Raw genomic sequence first — 19968 nt, forward strand, 5'->3', positions numbered from 1 at the left:
CCCGCGGGGCCGTCCGGCGTCGTGGGCCAGGTGCCGCTCAGGCGCGGCGGGCCACCAGCAGGCCGTCGCCGACCGGCAGCAGGACGGGGGCGAGCTCGTCGGAGTCGGACACCGCGGTCAGGGCCTCCCGGATGATGACGACCTCGTCGTCCTCGTTGCGCTCGTCGGCGACGCGGCCGTCGGCCAGCGCGTGGTTGAGCACCAGCAGGCCGCCGGGGCGCAGGAGGCGCAGGCCCTGCTCGACGTACTCGACGTACTCCAGCGGGTCGCCGTCGACGAGCACGAGGTCGTAGGCGCCGTCGCTCAGCTTGGGCAGCACCTGCAGGGCCGCGCCGGCGATCAGGCGGGCGCGGCGGGTCGGGTAGCCGGCGGCGTTGAAGGCCTCGCGGGCCGCGGCCTGGTGCTCGGGCTCGGTGTCGATCGAGGTGAGGATGCCCTCGGGGGCCATGCCGCGCAGCAGGGCCAGGCCGGACACGCCCGTGCCCGTGCCCACCTCGGCCACGGCGCGCGCCTGCAGCACGGAGGTGAGGAAGGTGAGCACGGACGCCGCACCCTGCGACACCGGCACGACGCCCATGCGCTCGGCGGCGGCGCGGGCCGCCGCGGCACCCTCGGCCTCGGGGACGAAGGCCTCGGCCCAGACGGCGGAGGCGGACGGGCGGGCGGCGGGTGTCTTCGCGGCGGCGTTCACGGGGCCCAGCCTAGCCGCAGGCACCCTCGGGCGGTGTCCTACACTGTCGCGCATGGCCAATCCTCCATTCGGGCGCCTCATCACGGCCATGGTGACGCCCTTCACCGACGACGGCTCCCTCGACCTCGACGAGGCGCGCAGGCTCGCCGCGCACCTGGTCGACGAGATGGGCAATGACGCGCTGGTCATCAACGGCACGACCGGCGAGTCCCCGACCACGAACGACGACGAGAAGCTCGAGCTGCTCAAGGCCGTGGTGAGCGAGGTCGGTGACCGCGCCAAGGTGATCGCCGGCGTCGGCACGAACGAGACGGCCGCCACGATCAAGCGGTGCCGCGACGCGGCCGAGGCCGAGTGCGACGGCCTCCTCGTCGTGACGCCCTACTACAGCAAGCCCCCGGCCGACGCGCTCCTGGAGCACTTCGTCCTGGTGGCCGACGCGAGCGAGCTGCCGGTCATGCTCTACGACATCCCCTCCCGCTCGGGCATCCCGATCCCGGAGGAGACGATCATCGAGCTGGCCCGCCACCCGCGCATCGTCGCGGTGAAGGACGCCAAGGGCGACCTCGTCAGCTCGGCCAAGGTGATGTCGGTCACCGACCTGGCCTACTACTCCGGCGACGACGCCATGACCCTGCCGCTCATGTCGGTGGGCGGCGTCGGCGTCGTGGGCACCTCGACGCACTTCAGCGGGGCGCTCACCAAGGAGTGGATGGACCTGTTGGCCGACGGCGACCACGAGAGCGCGCTGGAGGTCTACCGCCGCCTGCTCCCGGTCTACACGGGGGTCTTCGCGACCCAGGGCTGCATGCTGGTCAAGGCCGGCCTCGCCGCGCGCGGGTTCAACGCCGCCGTGCTGCGCCGCCCGCTCAAGCCCGCCAGCCCGTCGCAGGCGCGCACCTTCGTCCAGCTCCTGGAAGCGGCCGGCCTGTAGGGTCGGCCGTCCGGGCGAAGGGCAGGCCAGCATGGACTTCAACTTGTGGGAGATCACCGCACTGGTGGTCCTCGCGATCATCGTGTTCGGTCCTGAGAAGCTGCCCGAGCTCGCCCGCAAGGCCGCCCGCGTCCTGAACTACCTGCGCCGCATCGGCAACGACGCGCGCGGGCAGCTGCGCAAGGAGCTGGGCGACGAGTTCGCCGACATCTCCCTGGCCGACCTCAACCCCAAGACCTTCGTCGCCAAGCACCTGCTGTCGGGCGACGAGGTCGAGGACCTGCGCCAGATCCGCGAGGAGGCACTCGCCAGCGGCCAGATCGTCCGCGACACGATGGACGAGGCCCGGGGCAAGGAGCGCAAGCCCGAGGAGGACCCCTCCGAGGCGGCGGACGCCACGCCCGGCGACCCGGGGGTGGACCCGGCCGGGCCCGCGGCGTCCGAGCCCGTCGACCACGTTCTGGCGACCGTGCCGTACGACCCCGAGGCGACCTGACCGTTGCGCTAACCTTCGCTCGTGAGCGGATCCCCTTCCTCGATCTTCGTCTCGCGGATCAAGGGCCTGCCCGTGCTGGACGCCAGCGGCGACCAGGTCGGCAAGGTGCGTGACGTCGTCGTACAGAACAGGACCAACGCCAGGTCGCCCCGGGTCAAGGGCCTGGTGGTGGAGCTGCTGCGCCTGCGCAAGGTGTTCCTGCCGATGGAGCGCGTGCACGCGATCGACGCCCAGCAGGTGATCATCCAGGGCGTGGTCAACACCGTCGCCTTCCAGCGCCGCGAGGCCGAGGCGCTCGTCTACGAGGACCTGTTCGACAAGAAGATCGACAGACCCGGGGAGCGGCCGGCGTCCATCTTCGACCTGTCGATCGTGCAGACCCGCACCCGTGCGTGGGAGGTGGACGAGGTGGCCCTGAAGGAGGTCACCAGCCGGTCGGTGTTCTCGCGCGGGCACGTCGTGGTCGTCGACTGGGACGAGGTGCCCGACTTCTTCGTCGAGTCCGGGCAGGGGACCGAGCAGGTGCTGGCCCAGCTGGCCGAGATGAAGCCCGCCGACGTCGCCCGTGAGCTGCACGAGATGAGCCCCGAGCGCCGCGCCGAGGTCGTCGAGGCGCTGGAGGACGAGGTCCTCGCCGAGGCGCTGGAGGAGCTGCCCGAGTCCGAGCAGGTGCGCGTCATCCAGACCCTGGACACCGAGCGCGCCGCCGACATCCTCGAGGAGATGGACCCCGACGACGCGGCCGACCTGATCGCCGAGCTGAACCCCGAGCTCGCCGAGGCGCTGCTGCAGCGGATGGAGCCCGAGGACGCCGAGGACGTCCGCCTGCTGCTGAACTACGACCGCGCCACCGCCGGTGGCCTGATGACCCCCGAGCCGGTGGTGCTGGGCCCCGACGCCACGGTCGCCGACTGCCTCGCGCTGCTGCGCAACGAGGAGGTGACGCCCGCGTTGGCGGCGTTGGCGTTCCTCTGCCGCCCGCCGCTGGACACCCCGACCGGCCGCTACCTGGGCGCCGTGCACATCCAGCGCTTGTTGCGCGAGCCGCCGTCCATGCTGGCCGCCGGCCTGGTCGACAGCTCGATCACGCCGCTGGCGCCGAGCGCCGACGTCGCGCACGTCAGCCGCTACTTCGCGACCTACGACCTCGTGTGCGCCCCCGTCGTCAACGACAAGGGGATGCTCGTGGGTGCGGTCACGGTCGACGATGTGCTCGACCACATCCTCCCGGCCGACTGGCGCCGCATCCAGCTCGCGCAGGGCGTGAGCGATGGCTGAGCAGCCCGAACGGCTCAACACGCCCGGACGCCAGCGCACCTGGCTGCCCAAGGTGAAGTTCTCCGAGGACGCGTTCGGCGCGTTCGCCGAGGCGTTCGCCCGTTTCATGGGCACCGCGCGCTTCCTGATCTGGATGTCGATCTTCGTCGCCGGCTGGATCATCATGAACACGTTCTTCCCCCACGTGCTCAACGACGGCTTCCCGTTCATGCTGCTCACGTTGATCCTGTCGATCCAGGCCTCGTACGCCGCACCGCTGATCCTGCTGGCGCAGAACCGCCAGGAGGCCCGCGACCGCGTGACCGCCGAGAACGACCGCCGGGTGGCCGCCCAGTCCCGCGCCGACATGGACTTCCTCGCCCGCGAGATCGCCTCGCTGCGCATGCGCATCAACGACATGCCCACCCGCGACTTCATCCGCAGTGAGCTGCGCGACCTGCTCGAGGAGCTGAACCGCGGCGATGCCGACGACGAGGGCAACGACAAGGCCGGACGCCGCTGACGCGTCCCTGCCCAGCTTTCATGAGATACCCCCTGGGGGTATGGTGGAGCGCATGGCTGACGAGCACGACCGCCACCAGCACCACGCCCACGCCGTGGAGGAACGCGAGGGGCACGGGGGCCACGACCAGCACGCGGCGCACGACGAACACGCGGGCCACGACGAACACGCGGGCCACGGTGGCCACGACCACTCCGACCACGTGGCGCAGTACCGGCGGCTGTTCTGGGTCATGTTGGTGCTCGCGATCCCGGTGGTGGCGCTGTCGCCGATGTTCGCCGGGCTCGTCGGCTACGAGCTCCCGGACGTCGGGTGGCTGGCCTGGATCCCGCCCGTGCTCGGCACCGTGGTCTACGCGTGGGGCGGGCGGCCCTTCCTGACCGGGGCCGTCGACGAGATCCGTGCCCGCAAGCCCGGGATGATGCTGCTGATCGGCATGGCGATCACGGTCGCGTTCCTGGCGTCGTGGGGGGCGACCCTCGGCTTGCTGCACCACGAGCTCGACTTCTGGTGGGAGCTCGCGCTGCTGGTCGTGATCATGTTGCTGGGCCACTGGCTCGAGATGCGGTCGCTGGCGCAGACGACGTCGGCGCTCGACTCCTTGGCCGCCCTGCTGCCCGACGAGGCGGAGCGGGTCGTCGGTGATTCGGTCGAGACGGTCGCCCCGGCCGACCTCGAACGCGGTGACGTGGTCGTCGTGCGCCCGGGCGGGCGGGTGCCGGCCGATGGTCGGATCGTGTCCGGCTCGGCCAGCATGGACGAGTCGATGATCACCGGTGAGTCGAAGGCCGTCCGCCGCGAGGAGGGCGACCCGGTGGTCGCCGGCACCGTCGCCACCGACTCGGGGCTGCGCGTCGAGGTGACCGCGGTGGGGGAGGACACGGCGCTGGCCGGCATCCGACGCCTGGTCGCCGACGCCCAGGCCAGCTCGTCGCGCGCCCAGCGGCTGGCCGACACCGCCGCCGGCTGGCTGTTCTGGTTCGCCCTGGGTGCCGCCGTCCTCACCGCGATCGTCTGGGGAGCGCTCGGCCTGCCCGACCAGGCCGTCATGCGCGCGATCACGGTGCTCGTCATCGCCTGCCCCCACGCCCTGGGGCTGGCGATCCCGCTGGTGGTCTCGATCGCGACCGAGCGGGCCGCCCGCGCCGGCGTCCTGGTCAAGGACCGCCTCGCGCTGGAGTCCATGCGCACCGTCGACGTCGTCCTGTTCGACAAGACCGGCACCCTGACGCAGGGACGCCCCGCCGTCACCGAGGTCGCCCCCGACGGCGACCTGGCCGAGGACGCGCTGGTGCGGCTGGCGGCCGCGGCCGAGGCCGACTCCGAGCATCCGCTCGCGCGCGCCATCGTGGCGGACGCCGAGCAGCGCGGCCTGTCCCTCCCGTCGGCGTCGGAGTTCACGTCGGCGCCCGCGATCGGGGTGTCGGCGCTGGTCGAGGGGCGCCGCGTCCAGGTGGGCGGGCCCAACCTGCTGCAGCAGGAGGGTGCGGAGGAACTGCCCGTGGCCGATGGGTGGCGCGACGAGGGGGCGATCATCCTGCACGTGCTCGTCGACGGAGCGGTGGCGGGTGCGCTGCGGCTGGCCGACGAGATCCGGCCCGAGTCGAAGGAGGCGGTCGACGCGCTCCACGCCCGGGGCGTCCGGGTCGTGATGATCACCGGAGATGCCGAGGCCGTCGCCGCCGATGTGGCGGGCAAGCTGGGCATCGAGCGCTGGTTCGCGGGCGTGCGGCCCGAGGACAAGGCGTCCACGGTCGCCGGGCTGCAGGACGAGGGCCACACGGTCGCGATGGTGGGCGACGGCGTCAACGACGCGCCCGCCCTCGCGCAGGCCGACGTCGGCATCGCGATCGGGGCGGGCACCGACGTGGCCATCGCGTCGGCGGGGGTCATCCTGGCCAGCGACGACCCCCGCTCGGTCGTGTCGGTCATCGAGCTGTCGCGGGCGAGCTACGCCAAGATGAAGCAGAACCTGTGGTGGGCGGCCGGTTACAACCTGCTCGCCGTCCCGTTCGCGGCCGGGGTGCTGGCCCCGATCGGGTTCGTGCTGCCGATGTCGGTGGGGGCCGTGCTGATGTCGCTGTCCACGATCGTGGTGGCGCTGAACGCCCAGCTGCTCCGCAGGCTGGACCTCCGCCCCGAGGCCGTTGTCACCCGCCGGTAAGGTGGGGCGCATGTCTGTCGAAAGCCTGAACGCCGCTGTCTGGGACGTGCTGTCCCGCGTCAACGACCCCGAGATCCACAAGCCCATCACCGAGCTGGGCATGGTCGAGCAGGTGGAGGTCGACGACACCGGGCACGCGAGCGTGAAGGTGCTGCTGACGATCTCGGGGTGCCCCATGAAGGGCACCATCGAGCACGACGTGCACGCGGCCCTGCAGCAGGTCGAGGGCATCACGTCGCTCGACCTCGAGTTCGGGGTGATGACCGACGAGCAGCGCGCCGAGTTGAAGACCAAGCTGCGCGGCGGCGTCGAGGAGCGGTCGATCCCCTTCGCGCGGGCCGACAACCTGACCCAGGTGATCCTCGTGGCGTCCGGCAAGGGCGGGGTGGGCAAGTCGTCGGTCACCGTGAACCTGGCCCAGGCGCTCGCCCAGCTGGGCAAGAAGGTCGGCGTGATGGACGCCGACATCTACGGCCACTCCATCCCGCCGATGCTGGGCATCGCCGACGAGGACGTGACCGGCATCGACGACATGATCCTGCCCGTGACCGTGAACGGCCTGCAGGTGATCTCGATCGGCATGCTCAAGCAGTCCCGCGACCAGGTGATCGCGTGGCGCGGCCCGATCCTGGACCGCGCGATCCAGCAGTTCCTGGCCGACGTGTACTGGGGCGACCTCGACTTCCTGCTCGTCGACCTGCCCCCCGGCACCGGCGATGTCGCCATGAGCCTGGGCACCAAGCTGCCCAACGCCGAGGTGCTCGTCGTCACCACGCCGCAGCAGGCCGCCGCCGAGGTGGCCGAGCGGGCCGGGACCATGGCGTCCATGGTCGAGCAGAAGGTGCTCGGCGTGGTCGAGAACATGGCCTACCTCGAAACCGTGTGCCCGCACTGCTCCGAGAGCCACCGGGTCGACCTGTTCGGCTCCGGCGGCGGCGCGCGCGTCGCCGAGGCGCTCACCCTGCGCCTGGGCTACGACGTGCCGCTCCTGGCCGAGGTGCCGATCGACCAGGCGATGAGCGCCGCGGGTGACTCCGGCGTCCCGCTGGTGGGGTCGGACGCCTCGCGCCCGGCCGCGCAGGCCCTCACCGGCCTGGCCGAGCGCCTCGCCACCCGCAAGCGCGGCCTGGCGGGCCGCAAGCTGAACCTGCTGGTGAACTAGGAGCCGTTGACCCGGTCGCCGGCGATCGACAGGTCGTCGCCGGGCTCGACCGGCCACGCCTCCAGGCGGGGGTCGGCCAGGATCGCGTCGATGACCTCGGCCGACGCCCCGACGAGCGTGGAGTCGAAGTCGACCTCGGTCGCCAGGCACCAGCTGTGGTCGTCGGGCCACAACAGCGAGGGCGAGGGATCGTGGACCTCGCGGGTCCCCAGCGGGCCGAGGTCGGCGTCCAGCGGCCCGCGGAACAGCACGTACTCGCGCGCGGGGAGCCTGAACAGCGGGAAGGCGGGGTCGACGAACTCCGGCACCGCCGGGACCTCCTCCGACCACGTGCTGCCGTCCTCGTTCCACCCGAAGCGGATCGACCCGCCGTTGAAGTCGCCCCAGCCGATCCAGTACGCGTGCGTGACGCCACCCGTCCTCGGCAGGTGCTCAGCCAGGAAGCCCAACGTGGCCGGGGCGATGCTGCCCTGGCCCGGGGACGACCGGTTCACCAGCCGCTGCGGTGTGATCGCCGTCCACTGCATCAACGCGTGCGGGGTGGCGCCGCTCTCGCGGCAGGCGTCGGCCCACGTCAGCCAGGTGTCACCGTCGTCGTGCACCGGGTGCAGCACCCGGGCGTAGGCGGCGAAGCCGCCCGGCACGACCGAGGCGACCGGCGTGCCCAGGCCCACCCCCCACGGGCGCATCCGTGGGGCGATCCAGTCGGCGAGGGCCACATCGCGCGTCGCGACCAGCCCGGGTGCCACCTACCCCTCCTCGACCACGAACGCGATCGGGGTGCCCAGCTCGACCGTGCGCGAGACCGTGCAGTCCTTCTCGTGGGACGCCTTGACCGCGGGCTGGATGCGGTCCCGGGCCTTGTCGCCGTCGGCCCCATCGGGGAAGCGCAGCCGGAAGGTGACCTGCAGGTCCTCCATGTGGTTGCCGCCCTCGGTCACCTTGCGGCCCGACGCGACGACCTCGAACACCTCGGGGGTCGCGCGGCGCGAGGTCATCACGTCCACGTCGACGGCCGTGCACCCGCCGATCGCGGCCAGCAGCAGCTCGACGGGGGAGAAGTTGCCCTGCCCGCCGACCTCGATCGAGGCGCCGCGCCCGTTGGTGGCCGTGTAGGCCATCAGGTCGCGGCGGGTCAGGGTGACGGTGATTCCGGGTGTGGCTGTCATGGCGCCCATCCTGCCGGGTGCGGCGCGGCTACGCTGCCGGTGTGCAGGCCGCCACGCGGAGCAGGATCGACGGGCACTGGTCCCGGCGCTTCGGCGTGCCCGTGCCCGGCCTGCAGCCCGTGACGGTGGCGGGCAGCGGCCGGTACGACGACGCCGCGCTCGTGGTGCTCCTCGGCGACCACGCCTACGTCGACACGCCCCTGGCCGCACTGGACGCCGTCACCCCGCTCGCGCTCACCCACGGCCCGGCCGAGCTGCTCGACCCCGCCACCTGGGCCCCGGTCGCCACCGGCCCCGTCCCGGGTCCGGCCGACCACTTCTGGGCCGACCACGGCACCGACCTCAGCGTCGACGCCCCCACCATCGACCCCGCCGACCTTGAGCTCCTGCGCCCGGCCGTCAGCGACGCCGAGTGGCGCGAGGCGGGCTTCGACCGCGAGCCCAACGCCTGCTTCGGCATCGTCGAGGGCGGCGAACTCGTCGCGGCGTCCGTGCTCACCGCACTGTGGGGCTGGCCGGTGGACGTCGGCGTCCTCGTCGCGCCGCAGGCGCGGGGGCGTGGCCTGGGCGCCACGGTCGCCGCGGCCGCGCTGGCGGCCGGCGTCGGGCTGTCGGGGTTCGCGGCGTTCCGGGCCGCCCGCGCGAACGCCGCCTCCCGCGCCGTGGCCGCCCGGCTGGGCCTGGACGCCTACGGCGCGAACGTCGTCGTGCCCTTGCCACCGCGCGCCCACTAGGCTGCGGGACATGCCCCGTCAGACCCGACCCGCCCGCGTCCGCCGCACGGTGCTCGCCGTGCCGGGCAGCTCCGACCGGTTCATCGCCAAGGCGCGCGACCTGAGGGTGGACGCGCTGTTCCTCGACCTCGAGGACGCCGTCGCCCCCGCCGTCAAGGAGGAGTCGCGCCGGCGCATCGTCGGGGCGCTCACCTCGGGGGAGGGCTTCGCCGCGCCCACCGTGACCGTGCGCGTCAACGACTGGTCGAGCCCGTGGACGTTCCGCGACGTCACCGAGGTCGTGCTCGGCGCCGGTGCGCACATCGACTGCCTCGTCCTGCCGAAGGTCACCTCCGCCGCGCAGGTGGTCGCCCTCGACCTGCTGCTCGGCCAGGTCGAACAGGAGGCCGGCCTGCCCGTCGGCGGCATCGGACTGGAGGTCCAGATCGAGGACGCCGTGGGCCTGGTCCACGTCAACGCGATCGCCGGGGCGTCCGATCGGCTGGAGAGCCTCGTGTTCGGACCCGGCGACTTCATGGCCAGCCTCGGGATGGGCGGGCTCAACGTCGGCGCCCAGCCCGCGGGGTACCCGGCCGACGCGTTCCACCACGTGCTGGTGTCGATCCTGGTCGCCGCCCGCGCCCACGGGCTGCAGGCGATCGACGGGCCGTTCGTGGCGATCCGCGACGTGGCCGGGTTCGAGGCGTCCGCGGCGCTGTCGGCCGCCCTGGGCTACGACGGCAAGTGGGTGCTGCACCCCGCGCAGGTCGAGGCGGGGAATGCCGCCTACGCGCCCCGCGTTGAGGACTACGAGCGAGCCCGGCGCATCATGGACGCCTACGCCGAGGCCACGTCGCTCTCGGGCGGTGCCCGCGGCGCGATCGTGGTCGACGACGAGATGGTCGACGAGGCCGGGGTGAAGCTCGCCGCCGCCATCCTGGCGCGCGGTCAGGCCGCCGGCATGGGGGCAGGAAGGGAATCATGACGTCGCAGAACCCGATCGCGGGCAACCAGGCACTGTTCAAGCTGGAGTACCCGCAGTCGCTGGGGGTGTACGACACCTACGCCGACGCCCAGAAGGCCGTCGACGTCCTCGCCGACCAGAACTTCCCCGTCGGCAACCTCGCGATCGTCGGCACCGACCTGCGCCTCGTCGAGCGCGTCACCGGCCGCCGCACGTGGGGCACGGTGCTGGGCCAGGGCGTGATGAGCGGCCTGTCGACCGGTTTCATCGTGGCGATCTTCATGATGATCCTGTTCCCGACCCCCGACTTCCTCGGCCAGCTGCTGACCGCGCTCGTGATCGGTGTGGCCATCGGGCTGCTGTTCGCGATCCTCGGCTATGCGCTCAGCCGCGGCCAGCGCGACTTCACCTCGGTGACCCAGACCGTCGCCACCAAGTACGAGCTGCTGTGCGAGCACAAGGTCGTCGCCCAGGCCCGCGAGCTGCTGGCCAAGGCGCCCGGCGCCCGCGCCTCGCAGTTCAACCAGCCCGGCCCGCAGGCGTGGCAGCAGCAGGGCTGGGGCCAGCCCGGCCAGCAGACCCCGCAGCCCCAGCAGCCGTGGGGCGGCCAGCAGTACCCGCCGCCGGCGCCGCCGCAGCAGTGGGGCCAGCAGCCCTACCCGGGCTACGGGACGCCGCCGGCCGACCCGTCCGCCCCCCAGCAGCCGCACTCGTGGCAGCCCGAGCAGGGCTGGGCGCCGCCCGCGCCCCAGCCGCCGCAGGACCAGCTGCAGCCCGGGGCGTCCGACCCTGACGGACCGTGGCGCCCGCCGAGCGCGCCGACCACCCCGCCGGAGCGCTGAGCCGGCCCCTCCCGCACATGACAGAGGCGGCGTCCACGACCGGGGACGCCGCCTCTGGCTGTGTATGCCTCAGGCGTCGAGCATGTTGCCCGCGAGGAACTCCGCGTAGGCCGGCAGGTCGAGCTGGCCCGAGCCGGAGACGCCGATCAGGATGACCGGTGAGGTGCCGTCCTCGGTCGCCTTGCGGGCGGCCGCGAGGGCGCCGGCGATCGCGTGGTTGGACTCGGACGCCGGGACGATGCCCTCGGCGCGCGCGAACTCCACGCCGGCGGCGAAGGCGTCGCGCTGCTTGACCGCGATCGCCTTCATCAGGCCCTCGTGGTAGGCGTGCGAGACCAGCGGCGCCATGCCGTGGTAGCGCAGGCCGCCCGCGTGGACGGGGTCGGGCACGAACTCGTTGCCGAGCGTGTACATCTTCAGCAGCGGCGTCATGCCGGAGGAGTCGCCGAAGTCGTAGCGGTACTCGCCCTGGGTGAGCGACGGCGCGGCGGCCGGCTCGCAGGCGGTGATCTCGACGTTCATCCGGCCCTCGATGTTCTCGCGCAGGAACGGGAACGCGATGCCGGCCAGGTTCGACCCGCCGCCCGCGCACGCAAACAGCATGTCGGGGGCCTGCTCGCCGAACTTCTCCAGCTGCTTGATGGCCTCCAGGCCGATGATGCTCTGGTGGAGGGTGACGTGGTTGAGCACCGACCCCAGCGAGTAGGAGGCGCCCGGGTCCTTCGCGGCTTCCTCGATGGCTTCCGAGATCGCCATGCCGAGAGAGCCGGTGGTGTCGGGGAACCGCTCGCGCAGCGCCCGGCCCACCTCGGTCTTGTCGGACGGGCTCGGCGTGACGGTGGCGCCGAAGGTCTCCATGAGGATGCGGCGGTACGGCTTGCCCTCGTAGGTGTTGCGGACCTGCCACACGTCGCAGGTCTGGCCGAAGATCTGCGTGGCGAACGCGAGCGCCGACCCCCACTGGCCGGCCCCGGTCTCGGTGGTGAGCCGCATCCGGCCCTCCTGGGCGTTGTAGTACGCCTGCGGCACCGCCGAGTTGGTCTTGTGCGAGCCCACGGGGCTCTCGCCCTCGTACTTGTAGTAGATCCGCGCGGTGGTGCCGAGCGCGGCCTCGAGGCGACGCGCGCGGTGCAGCGGGCTGGGACGCCACAGGCGGTAGATCTCGCGCACCTTCTCGGGGATCTCGATCCACCGCTCGGTCGACGCCTCCTGCGCGATGAGCCCCATCGGGAACAGCGCGGCCAGATCGTCGGGGACCAGCGGCTCCTTCGTGCCCGGGTGCAGCGGCGGCGGCGGGGGCGTCGGGAAGTCGGCGACGATGTTGTACCAGTGCGTCGGGATGTCGTCCTCGTCGAGGAACACCTTCGTGGGTTCAGCCATGGCGGAACTCTAGGGGGCGCCCGGACGCCGCGGCGGGTGTCTCGCGGCGCGTCACGCCGGGTGCCCTCAGAGCCAGCCGCGCCGCCGGAAGAACACCGCCAGCCCGATGATCGAGACCGCCATCACGGCGAGCACGATGTAGTAGCCGTAGGTGCTGTGCAGCTCGGGCATGTTGTCGAAGTTCATGCCGTAGATCGCGCCGATGGTCGTCGGCACCGCGAACATGGCCACGGCGGCGGAGATGCGGCGCATGTCCTGGTTGTCGGCCAGCGAGACCCGGGTCAGCGCGGCCTGGATGATGGCGCCGAGCACCTCGTCCAGGGCGGTGGTCGACTCGCGGGCCGCGGTCAGGTGGTCGGAGACCTCGCGGAAGTAGGCGCGGGCCTGCTCGGGCACGTTGGGCAGCCTCGGCTCGGGTTGGGCCAGGCGCTGCAGCGGCGCCGCCAGCGGGGTCAGGCAGCGCTTGAACTCGATCAGCTCGCGCTTGAGGTGGTAGACGCCGTCGACGTCGGGCCGCACCCCGGGCGCGAACACGGCCTCCTCGACGAGCTCGACGTCCTGCTCGATCTCGGTGACGGTCTCGGTGAAGTCGTCGACCACGTGGTCGAGGATCCGGTACAGCACCCGCCACGGGCCCTCGGCAAGCACCTCCGGCTGCGCCTCGAGGTCGCGCCGGATCGCGTTCATGAACGGACGCCCCCCGCGGCGGGCGGTCAGCACGAACCACGGCCCGACGTAGGCCATGACCTGGCCCGTGGACACGATCTCGGAGGTGTCGTCGATCGAGGCGTGCGCGACGTAGTCGACGGTCGAGATCACCATGAACAGGGCGTCGTCGAAGACCTCCAGCTTGGAGCGGGTGTGCCCCTCGACGGCGTCCTCGGCGGCGAGCTCGTGCAGGCCGAACAGCTGCTGGAAGGTGGCCATCGTGACGTCGTCGGGGTCCTTCAGCCCGCACCAGACGAAGCCCTCGCCGGCCCGGGCGCGCTCGGCGGCGAGGGTCAGGTCGACCTCGTCGCGCGCCAGGCCGTCGACGTACCAGTGCCACCCGACGTGGGGGCGCGCCGGGTCCTCGCGCGGCAGGGCGAGGCGCTGCCGCATGTCCTCCCAGTCGTGGACGGTCATCGGCCCAGCAGGCCGGCCATCCACTCCTCGACGGCGTCCGCCTCGCGCGGGAACGCCGAGGACAGGACCCTGGCCTCCCCGTCGGTGATCACGATGTCGTCCTCGATCCGGACGCCGATGCCGCGCAGCTCCTCGGGCACGAGGAGGTCGGTCGACTTGAAGTACAGGCCGGGCTCCACGGTGATGCACATGCCGGGCTTGAGGGTGCCATCGCGGTAGAACTCCTTGCGGGCCTGCGCGCAGTCGTGGACGTCGATGCCCAGGTGGTGGGAGGTGCCGTGCACCATCCACCGGCGGTGCTGGCCGCCGGTGACGGGGTCGAGGGACTCCTCGACCGAGACGGGCAGGATGCCCCAGGCGTGCAGGTGCTCGGCGATGACCCGGATCGAGGCGTCGTGCACCTCGTGGAAGGTCGCCCCCGCGCGGGCCGCGTCGATGCCCGCCTGCTGGGCGGCCAGCACGGCCTCGTAGACCTTGCGCTGGGCCGGCGTGAACGTGCCGTCGATCGGCAGGGTTCGGGTGACGTCGGCGGTGTACAGCGTGTCGACCTCGACGCCCATGTCGAGCAGGATGAGGTCGCCGTCGCGCAGGTCGCCGTCGTTGCGGATCCAGTGCAGGGTGTTGGCGTGGTCGCCGGACGCGCAGATGCTGCCGTAGCCCACGTCGTTGCCGAGGTGGCGGGCGTGCAGCGCGAAGACACCCTCGCACCACCGCTCGCCCCGGCCCTTGGCCACGGCGGTGGGGAAGTCGGTGATGACCGCGTCGAAGCCGACCTTGGTGGCGTCTACGGCGAGCTGCATCTGCTCGAGCTCGAAGTCGTCCTTGATCAGGCGCAGCTCCGAGAGCATGACCGCGAACTCCTCGTCGGTGCACGGGTCGAAGTCGACCTCGTTGGTGCGCCGCAGCTCGTCCAGCAGCTGGGTGATCCGGTCGTCCACGCCGCGCACCACGCGGGTGGGGATGCGGTCGGTGTTGGTCGACAGCGCTGCCGGCAGCTCGCTGATCGCCTCGCACGGCAGGCCGGTCATGGCCTGCATCTCCTCCAGCGACTCGCGCTGGCCCACCCACATCTCGCCGTAGCGGGCGTCGGCGTAGAACTCGGGGTCGGTGCGGGGGGCGCGCGGCTTGAAGTACAGGGTGGCGACGTGGCCGGCGTCCTCGACCTCGTCACCGTCGCCCTCGGTGAAGATCGGCTCGAAGACCAGCACGGCGTCCGGCTCGCGGTCGGCGCCCAGGCCGGTGAGGTGGGCGAAGGCCGAGTGCGGGCGGAACGGGTAGTCGGTGTCGTTGCTGCGCACCTTCAGCCCGCCGGCGGGGACGACCAGGCGCTCACCGGGGTAGGCGGCGCTCACGGCGTCGCGGCGCGGCTGGGTGTGCTCGGCCGCGGCCAGGCGGGCCGGCAGCTCGGTGGAGTAGGGCGCCCACTCCTCGGGGATGAACGCGACGAACGCGTCGGAGAACGGCACCTGCCGGTTGGGCAGCTTGGTTTCCTTCTGCTTCATGGGGTCCCCTTCGGGTAGCGCGCACAGACCCCACCCACTGTACGCGCCCGCCGGCCCTCAGCTGTTCCAGCGAAGGACGGCCCACGACTCCTTCTCGCGGCCGAGGATCGACACCGACGCCGTCTCGACGGGGAACGCCTGCCCGAAGATGAGCGGGAAGTCGAGCCAGCACAGCGCCAGCACCCGCGAGGCGTGGCCGTGCCCGAAGCAGATCGCCCTCTCCACGCCCGAGTCCCGCACCCGCCGGACGACCCGGCTGAGCCGTTCGCGCACCTCGTCGTGGGTCTCGCCACCGGGGACGCCGTTGAACCACAGCCGCCAGCCGGGGTGGTGGTTGGTGCGGATCTGCTGGCTGGTGAGCCCCTCGTACTCGCCGTAGTTCCACTCGGCCAGGTCGTCGCAGACCTCGGCGTCGGGGAAGCCCGCGAGCGCGGCGGTCTTGCGCGCCCGCAGCCGGGGGCTGGTCAGCACGAGCCCGAACTCGGCCGGGTCGATCTTGGCGCGCAGGGCGCGGGCCTGGTCGACGCCGGCCTCGGTGAGGTCGAGGTCGGTGTAGGACGTGTGCTGGCCCGACCGGCTCCACTCGGTCTCCCCGTGCCGGACGAGGTACAGGATCGTCATGGCGCCATCCTGACACCCGGGGTCCGGGGGCCGCTGCGATAGGGTGCAATGCACGCTCAAGCCAGGAGGAATCCCATGAAGGCTGCCGCTGAGGCGCAGCGCCGGTTGCTCGACCTACAGGCCAGCGACACCGCCATCGCGCAGCTGGACCACAAGCGCAACACCCTCCCCGAGACCACCGAGGCCCGCAGCCTGCAGGCCGAGCGCGCCCGGGCGGCCGAGCACGTGATCGCGGCCGAGACGGTCGTCTCCGACCTCGAGGCCGAGCAGGCCAAGGCCGAGTCCGACCTGGTGCCGGTGCGCGAGCGCCTGGCCCGCGACGAGCGCCGCGTCAACGACGGGTCGGTCGCCGACCCCAAGGCCCTGCAGGGCCTGCTCGACGAGATCGAGCACCTCAAGAAGCGCATCGTCGACCTGGAGGACGCGCAGCTCGAGGCGATGGAGCGCCTCGAGGAGGCGCGCGCGGTCGCCGAGCACGCCGTGGACGCCAAGGGCGGCATCGAGGAGCGCATGCGCGCGGTGCTGAAGGTGCGCGAGGGCAAGCTCGGCGAGATCGCCTCCGAGCGCGGCCAGCGCGAGATCGAGCGCGACGCCATCGCCGCGGCCGTCCCCGCCGACCTGCTGGCGCTCTACACCCGCGTGGCCGAGAAGTCCGGCGGCGTGGGCGCCGCCCTGCTGCGCCAGGGCCGCTGCGGCGGTTGCCAACTCGAGGCGACCTCGGCCGACCTGAACCGCTACCGGGCCGCCGACGACGACGAGGTGCTGCGCTGCGAGGAGTGCAACCGCATCCTCGTGCGGACGTCCGAGTCGGGGCTCTGACGCGATGCCCTCGGTCCACCTCAGCGCCCGCGGCGTCCCCGAGCCCATCCGCGCCGGACTCGACGCCCTGCACGAGCGGCTGGAGGTGCCCGCCGGGTTCCCGGCCGACGTCATGGCCGAGGCCGAGGCCGCGGCGTCCGGGGTCGTGCTGCCCGAGCGCGACCTGACCGACGTGCCGTTCGTCACCATCGACCCGCCCGGCTCGACCGACCTCGACCAGGCGCTGTACATCGAGCGTGACGGCGACGGCTACCACGTGCTGTACGCCATCGCCGACGTGGCCCGGTTCGTCACTCCGGGCGGGGCGATCGACCGCGAGGTCCACGAGCGCGGGCTGACCCTGTACGCGCCCAACGCCCGCACGCCGCTGCACCCGCCGGTGCTCAGCGAGGGTGCCGCGTCCCTGCTGCCCGGCCAGCTCCGCCCGGCGCTGGTCTGGGAGCACACGCTGGACGCCCGCGGCGAGGCCACGCGTCCACGGTGGCAGCCGCCCGGGTCCGCAGCCGGGAGCAGCTGACCTACGCGGGCGTCCAGGAGGCGCTGGATGCGGGCACGGCGTCCGAGTCGCTGCAGCTGCTGGCCGAGGTGGGTCGCCTGCGCGAGGTGCTCGAGGCCGAGCGGGGCGGCGTCAGCCTGCAGATCCCCGAGCAGGAGGTGCACGTCGTCGGCGAGCACTGGGAGCTCGACTTCCGCGCCACGCTGCCCGTCGAGGGCTGGAACGCGCAGATCTCGCTGCTGACCGGCATGGCCGCGGCGAAGATCATGCTCGAGCACCGCCGCTGCACGGCGCGCTGTGCGAGGCGCTGTGCGCGGGCGACCCGGTGCCGGAGTGGATCCGCGCCGAGCTCGACGAGCTGCCCAAGACCATGCAGCAGGCCACCCAGCGCTCGAACGCCTACGAGCGCGGGCTGCTCGACCTGGTCGAGGCCCTGGTGCTGGCCCCGCACGTGGGGGAGTCCTTCCAGGGCGTCGTCACCGAGTGGGAGGCCGAGGACGACCGCGGCGAGATTCAGCTGGCCGAGCCGGCTGTCGCCGCGCGGCTCACCGGGCGCAAGGCCGAGCTCGGCTCCGAGGTGGAGGCCGAACTGGTGACCGCCGACGTCGTGACCGGACGGGTCGAGTTTCGGGTGCGCTGAGCCGCCACGCCGTGGCGTAGAATGGCTAGCTGGACGAGTCGGCCGGGTGATCGCTGCGGGAAACCGTTGAGGAAAGTCCGGACTCCACAGGGCAGGGTGGTGGGTAACGCCCACCCGGGGTGACCCGCGGGACAGTGCCACAGAAAGCAAACCGCCCCCTCGGGGGTAAGGGTGAAAGGGTGGGGTAAGAGCCCACCGCGTCGGTGGTGACATCGACGGCACGGCAAACCCCACCCGGAGCAAGACCAAGAAGGGCTTCGGCCCGCGGATGCCGTTCGAGCGCTGCCCGCGCGAGGCGTCCGGGTAGGTTGCACGGCGTCGGCGCAAGCCGGCGTCGGAGGCCCCCGGCGACGGGGGTCACAGATGGATGATCACCCGCCTTCGGGCGACAGAATCCGGCTTACAGGCCGGCTCGTCCCTCATCCCTCCGGGCGTCAGAACCCGGCGAGCCCCCGCAGCAGCGCGGACGCCTCGGCGTCGGTGCGCAGCGGCGTGCCGTCGAGGGCGACGATGTCGCACACGCCGCGTCCGGCGGACAGCAGCCAGGCCGCCTCGGCGCCGACGAGGTCGGCGGGGGTGAGCAGGCGGTCGACCACGGTGGTGCCGCGGGCGGCGAGCCCGGCGCGGACGGCGGCGATGGTCACCGAGTCGAGGATGCCGGTGCCCTCCACCGGGGTGGTGGCGTAGACGCCGTCGACGAGGGCGAGCAGGCCCGAGCGCGGCCCCTCGAGGCAGTAGCCGTCGGCCGAGGTGAACAGCACGTCGTCGACCCCGCGGCGGCGGGCCTCGCGGGCCACGGCCACGTTCACGGCGTAGGACAGCGACTTCACCCCGCCCAGCAGCCACGGGGCGTCGGCGAAGGCGTCGGCACGGCGTCCGGTCGTCAGCGTGACCAGCCGCAGCGGCGGGCAGGGCGTCGTGTCGGACGCTGTGATCGTCAGGAACGACGCACCCGGCTCGGCGGGGGCGTGCTCCTGCCCGCGGGTGGCGATGAGCTTGACCACGGCCTCGCCCGGGGCGTCCCAGGCCGCCACGGCGTCCGCGATGAGGCCGCGCCAGGCGGCCAGGTCGGGGGCGGCCATGCCCATGAGCGCGTGCGAACGCTCGAACCTGGCGAGGTGCTCGTCGAGGAACTCGACGCGGGTGCCTGCGGCGTCGACGACCACGCGCGCGGCGTCGAAGACCCCGTCGCCGCGGTTGATGCCGAGGTCGTCGGCGCCGACCACGGCGGTGTCCGCGGCCACGACCCCGACGCCGAGCACCGCCACGAGCTGGGTCATGCCGCGAACTCCTCCGGGGGGAGGGTGAGGATCTCGACGCCGTCCTCGGTCACGGCGACGGTGTGCTCCCACTGGGCGACGCGGGAGAGGTCGTTGGTCACGACCGTCCAGTCGTCGTCCCACACGTGCGAGCTGGGGTCGCCCAGGGCGAGCATCGGCTCGATGGTGAAGGTCATGCCCGGCTCCATCACGTCGCGGTAGACCTCGTTGTCGTAGTGCAGGATCACCAGCCCCGAGTGGAACGCGCTGTGCACGCCGTGGCCGGTGTACTCACGCACGACGCCGTAGCCGAAGCGCTTGGCGTACATCTCGATCACGCGGCCGATCACGTTGGTCTCGCGCCCGGGCTTCACGGCGCGGATGCCGCGCATCATCGCCTCATGGGTGCGCTCGCTCAGCAGGCGGGACTCCTCGTCCACGTCGCCGCAGAAGAAGGTGCCGCAGTTGTCGCCGTGCACGCCGTTCTTGAACGCCGTGACGTCGATCTTGACCAGGTCGCCGTCCTCGAGCGGGCGGGCGTCGGGGATGCCGTGGCAGATCACCTCGTTGACCGAGGTGCAGATCGCCTTGGGGAAGCCCCGGTAGCCGAGCGCGCTCGGGTAGGCGCCGTGGTCGAGCATGTACTCGTGGGCCACGGCGTCCAGCTCGTCGGTGGTGACGCCCGGCGCGATCGCCGCGGCGGCGGTGTACATGGCCCCCGACGCGATCCGGGACGCCTCGCGCATCAGCTCGATCGTCTCCGGCGTCTGCACGTGCGACCCCGTGTAGCGGTCCGGGGCGGGTCGATCGACGTAGTGGGGACGGATGATCGAGGCCGGCACCGGACGGCGCGCGGAGACGGCATGAGGCTTGATGGGAGTCACGCGCCGATCATAGTGTGGGGCTGCAGGGACGCTGATCGAGAGGCGGCAACCATGACCCACGACACCGAGTGGTACTACAACCTGGTCACCGGCCAGGTGGAGCAGTACGAGGGCGGCAAGGCCGTCGACCGCCTCGGCCCCTACGCCACGCGGCAGGAGGCCGAGCAGGCCCTCGCCCGCGCGGAGGAGCGCAACGAGGCGTGGGAGAACGACCCGCGCTACGCCGACGAGGACGACGAGGACGCCGACGGCGACGGTGAGGACGACTGGGGCACCTCGGCGTTCGACACCTTCAAGCCCTGAGGACCCGTAACCCGCACGTAACAC

The 19968-nt window shown here is 72.4% G+C and carries 21 protein-coding genes, 1 other RNA gene and 1 pseudogene; 14 read left to right on the plus strand and 9 right to left on the minus strand.

The features are described 5' to 3' along the window. Positions 1-37: 37 nt before the first annotated feature. The gene (locus tag J4N02_RS04965) at positions 38-700 is read right to left on the minus strand and encodes an O-methyltransferase (protein WP_375539332.1); all 663 of its coding nucleotides are present in this window, start codon (positions 698-700) and stop codon (positions 38-40) included. A 43-nt stretch (positions 701-743) separates the two neighbouring features. Between J4N02_RS04965 and dapA the strand changes: the two genes are divergently transcribed. From dapA to J4N02_RS04995, 6 genes are read left to right on the plus strand one after another with little or no spacing between them, the layout of a single operon-like run. After that, positions 744-1625 (plus strand): 4-hydroxy-tetrahydrodipicolinate synthase, encoded by an 882-nt coding sequence (gene dapA, locus J4N02_RS04970; RefSeq protein WP_188332615.1) that lies wholly within the window; start codon positions 744-746, stop codon positions 1623-1625. A 31-nt stretch (positions 1626-1656) separates the two neighbouring features. Then, positions 1657-2121, plus strand: coding sequence for a sec-independent translocase (locus J4N02_RS04975; RefSeq protein ID WP_188332616.1), 465 nt, complete (start codon positions 1657-1659; stop codon positions 2119-2121). A gap of 21 nt (positions 2122-2142) precedes the next feature. Continuing rightward, on the plus strand, positions 2143-3399 hold the full coding sequence (locus tag J4N02_RS04980) for a magnesium transporter MgtE N-terminal domain-containing protein (RefSeq protein WP_182814473.1): 1257 nt from the start codon (positions 2143-2145) through the stop codon (positions 3397-3399). Next, positions 3392-3901 (plus strand): DUF1003 domain-containing protein, encoded by a 510-nt coding sequence (locus J4N02_RS04985; RefSeq protein WP_182814474.1) that lies wholly within the window; start codon positions 3392-3394, stop codon positions 3899-3901. Before J4N02_RS04980 ends, J4N02_RS04985 begins: the two co-directional genes overlap by 8 nt. Positions 3902-3953: 52 nt before the next feature. Continuing rightward, positions 3954-6065 carry a heavy metal translocating P-type ATPase gene (locus J4N02_RS04990; protein ID WP_208091134.1) on the plus strand — a complete coding sequence of 704 codons (2112 nt, stop codon included), beginning with the start codon at positions 3954-3956 and terminating at the stop codon, positions 6063-6065. A 10-nt stretch (positions 6066-6075) separates the two neighbouring features. Continuing rightward, positions 6076-7227 carry an Mrp/NBP35 family ATP-binding protein gene (locus J4N02_RS04995; RefSeq protein ID WP_188332618.1) on the plus strand — a complete coding sequence of 384 codons (1152 nt, stop codon included), beginning with the start codon at positions 6076-6078 and terminating at the stop codon, positions 7225-7227. Here J4N02_RS04995 and J4N02_RS05000 read toward each other — a convergent pair. Together J4N02_RS05000 and J4N02_RS05005 are read right to left on the minus strand one after the other, a co-directional pair. Beyond that, positions 7224-7976, minus strand: coding sequence for a hypothetical protein (locus J4N02_RS05000; protein ID WP_188332619.1), 753 nt, complete (start codon positions 7974-7976; stop codon positions 7224-7226). The genes J4N02_RS04995 and J4N02_RS05000 overlap by 4 nt on opposite strands. Then, positions 7977-8396 carry an OsmC family protein gene (locus J4N02_RS05005; protein WP_188332620.1) on the minus strand — a complete coding sequence of 140 codons (420 nt, stop codon included), beginning with the start codon at positions 8394-8396 and terminating at the stop codon, positions 7977-7979. A 41-nt stretch (positions 8397-8437) separates the two neighbouring features. On the opposite strand from J4N02_RS05005, the gene J4N02_RS05010 reads away from it, so the two are divergent. The 3 genes and pseudogenes from J4N02_RS05010 to J4N02_RS05020 all read left to right on the plus strand — a co-directional run. Beyond that, entirely contained in the window at positions 8438-9130 is a 693-nt protein-coding gene (locus J4N02_RS05010; RefSeq protein WP_188332621.1) for a GNAT family N-acetyltransferase, read from the plus strand. Positions 9131-9140: 10 nt separating this feature from the next. Continuing rightward, entirely contained in the window at positions 9141-10094 is a 954-nt protein-coding gene (locus J4N02_RS05015) for a CoA ester lyase (protein WP_188332622.1), read from the plus strand. Then, positions 10091-10594: pseudogene (locus tag J4N02_RS05020) on the plus strand (general stress protein); the annotation flags it as partial. The gene J4N02_RS05015 and the pseudogene J4N02_RS05020, both read left to right, overlap by 4 nt. 390 nt (positions 10595-10984) lie before the next feature. Here the strand turns inward: J4N02_RS05020 and J4N02_RS05025 are convergent. From J4N02_RS05025 to J4N02_RS05040, 4 genes are all read right to left on the minus strand, one after another. Beyond that, complete coding sequence (locus J4N02_RS05025) at positions 10985-12295, minus strand: TrpB-like pyridoxal phosphate-dependent enzyme (protein ID WP_182814480.1); 1311 nt, start codon at positions 12293-12295, stop codon at positions 10985-10987. 66 nt (positions 12296-12361) lie between these two features. After that, positions 12362-13420, minus strand: a complete 1059-nt coding sequence (locus J4N02_RS05030) for a magnesium and cobalt transport protein CorA (protein WP_188332623.1) — start codon at positions 13418-13420, stop codon at positions 12362-12364. Then, a complete protein-coding gene (locus J4N02_RS05035; RefSeq protein ID WP_188332624.1) occupies positions 13417-14922 on the minus strand; it encodes an aminopeptidase P family protein in 1506 nt (501 codons plus the stop codon). Before J4N02_RS05035 ends, J4N02_RS05030 begins: the two co-directional genes overlap by 4 nt. A 57-nt stretch (positions 14923-14979) precedes the next feature. After that, entirely contained in the window at positions 14980-15543 is a 564-nt protein-coding gene (locus J4N02_RS05040) for a histidine phosphatase family protein (protein ID WP_188332625.1), read from the minus strand. 75 nt (positions 15544-15618) lie between these two features. Between J4N02_RS05040 and J4N02_RS05045 the strand changes: the two genes are divergently transcribed. From J4N02_RS05045 to rnpB, 4 genes are all read left to right on the plus strand, one after another. Then, complete coding sequence (locus J4N02_RS05045) at positions 15619-16362, plus strand: zinc ribbon domain-containing protein (protein WP_188332626.1); 744 nt, start codon at positions 15619-15621, stop codon at positions 16360-16362. 4 nt (positions 16363-16366) lie between these two features. Next, positions 16367-16879, plus strand: coding sequence for an RNB domain-containing ribonuclease (locus J4N02_RS16775; protein WP_223202098.1), 513 nt, complete (start codon positions 16367-16369; stop codon positions 16877-16879). Positions 16880-17183: 304 nt separating this feature from the next. Further along, positions 17184-17498, plus strand: a complete 315-nt coding sequence (locus J4N02_RS16780) for a hypothetical protein (RefSeq protein ID WP_243760876.1) — start codon at positions 17184-17186, stop codon at positions 17496-17498. Between the two features lie 34 nt (positions 17499-17532). Beyond that, positions 17533-17917: RNase P RNA component class A (gene rnpB, locus J4N02_RS05055), an RNA gene on the plus strand. A gap of 15 nt (positions 17918-17932) precedes the next feature. On the opposite strand, the gene J4N02_RS05060 is transcribed toward rnpB, so the two are convergent. Both J4N02_RS05060 and map read right to left on the minus strand, forming a co-directional pair. Then, the gene (locus J4N02_RS05060) at positions 17933-18778 is read right to left on the minus strand and encodes an aminodeoxychorismate lyase (RefSeq protein ID WP_188332627.1); all 846 of its coding nucleotides are present in this window, start codon (positions 18776-18778) and stop codon (positions 17933-17935) included. Next, positions 18775-19641 carry a type I methionyl aminopeptidase gene (gene map, locus J4N02_RS05065; protein WP_188332628.1) on the minus strand — a complete coding sequence of 289 codons (867 nt, stop codon included), beginning with the start codon at positions 19639-19641 and terminating at the stop codon, positions 18775-18777. The genes J4N02_RS05060 and map overlap by 4 nt, the downstream gene beginning before the upstream one ends. Positions 19642-19692: 51 nt before the next feature. Here map and J4N02_RS05070 point away from each other — a divergent pair, with 51 nt between their 5' ends. Continuing rightward, positions 19693-19944, plus strand: coding sequence for a hypothetical protein (locus J4N02_RS05070; protein WP_182814488.1), 252 nt, complete (start codon positions 19693-19695; stop codon positions 19942-19944). The last annotated feature ends 24 nt before the right edge of the window (positions 19945-19968 follow it).

It is taken from the genome of Propioniciclava sp. MC1595, from assembly GCF_017569205.1.
GTDB lineage: Bacteria > Actinomycetota > Actinomycetes > Propionibacteriales > Propionibacteriaceae > Propioniciclava.

Bases quoted from the DNA above. Each gene is read 5' to 3' on its own strand.
- dapA (WP_188332615.1), top strand. From the start codon at position 744: ATGGCCAATCCTCCATTCGGGCGCCTCATCACGGCCATGGTGACGCCC.
- J4N02_RS04975 (WP_188332616.1), top strand. From the start codon at position 1,657: ATGGACTTCAACTTGTGGGAGATCACCGCACTGGTGGTCCTCGCGATC.
- J4N02_RS04985 (WP_182814474.1), top strand. From the start codon at position 3,392: ATGGCTGAGCAGCCCGAACGGCTCAACACGCCCGGACGCCAGCGCACC.
- J4N02_RS04990 (WP_208091134.1), top strand. From the start codon at position 3,954: ATGGCTGACGAGCACGACCGCCACCAGCACCACGCCCACGCCGTGGAG.
- J4N02_RS04995 (WP_188332618.1), top strand. From the start codon at position 6,076: ATGTCTGTCGAAAGCCTGAACGCCGCTGTCTGGGACGTGCTGTCCCGC.
- J4N02_RS05005 (WP_188332620.1), bottom strand. From the start codon at position 8,396: ATGACAGCCACACCCGGAATCACCGTCACCCTGACCCGCCGCGACCTG.
- J4N02_RS05015 (WP_188332622.1), top strand. From the start codon at position 9,141: ATGCCCCGTCAGACCCGACCCGCCCGCGTCCGCCGCACGGTGCTCGCC.
- J4N02_RS05025 (WP_182814480.1), bottom strand. From the start codon at position 12,295: ATGGCTGAACCCACGAAGGTGTTCCTCGACGAGGACGACATCCCGACG.
- J4N02_RS05030 (WP_188332623.1), bottom strand. From the start codon at position 13,420: ATGACCGTCCACGACTGGGAGGACATGCGGCAGCGCCTCGCCCTGCCG.
- J4N02_RS05035 (WP_188332624.1), bottom strand. From the start codon at position 14,922: ATGAAGCAGAAGGAAACCAAGCTGCCCAACCGGCAGGTGCCGTTCTCC.
- J4N02_RS05040 (WP_188332625.1), bottom strand. From the start codon at position 15,543: ATGACGATCCTGTACCTCGTCCGGCACGGGGAGACCGAGTGGAGCCGG.
- J4N02_RS05045 (WP_188332626.1), top strand. From the start codon at position 15,619: ATGAAGGCTGCCGCTGAGGCGCAGCGCCGGTTGCTCGACCTACAGGCC.
- J4N02_RS16775 (WP_223202098.1), top strand. From the start codon at position 16,367: ATGCCCTCGGTCCACCTCAGCGCCCGCGGCGTCCCCGAGCCCATCCGC.
- J4N02_RS05060 (WP_188332627.1), bottom strand. From the start codon at position 18,778: ATGACCCAGCTCGTGGCGGTGCTCGGCGTCGGGGTCGTGGCCGCGGAC.
- J4N02_RS05070 (WP_182814488.1), top strand. From the start codon at position 19,693: ATGACCCACGACACCGAGTGGTACTACAACCTGGTCACCGGCCAGGTG.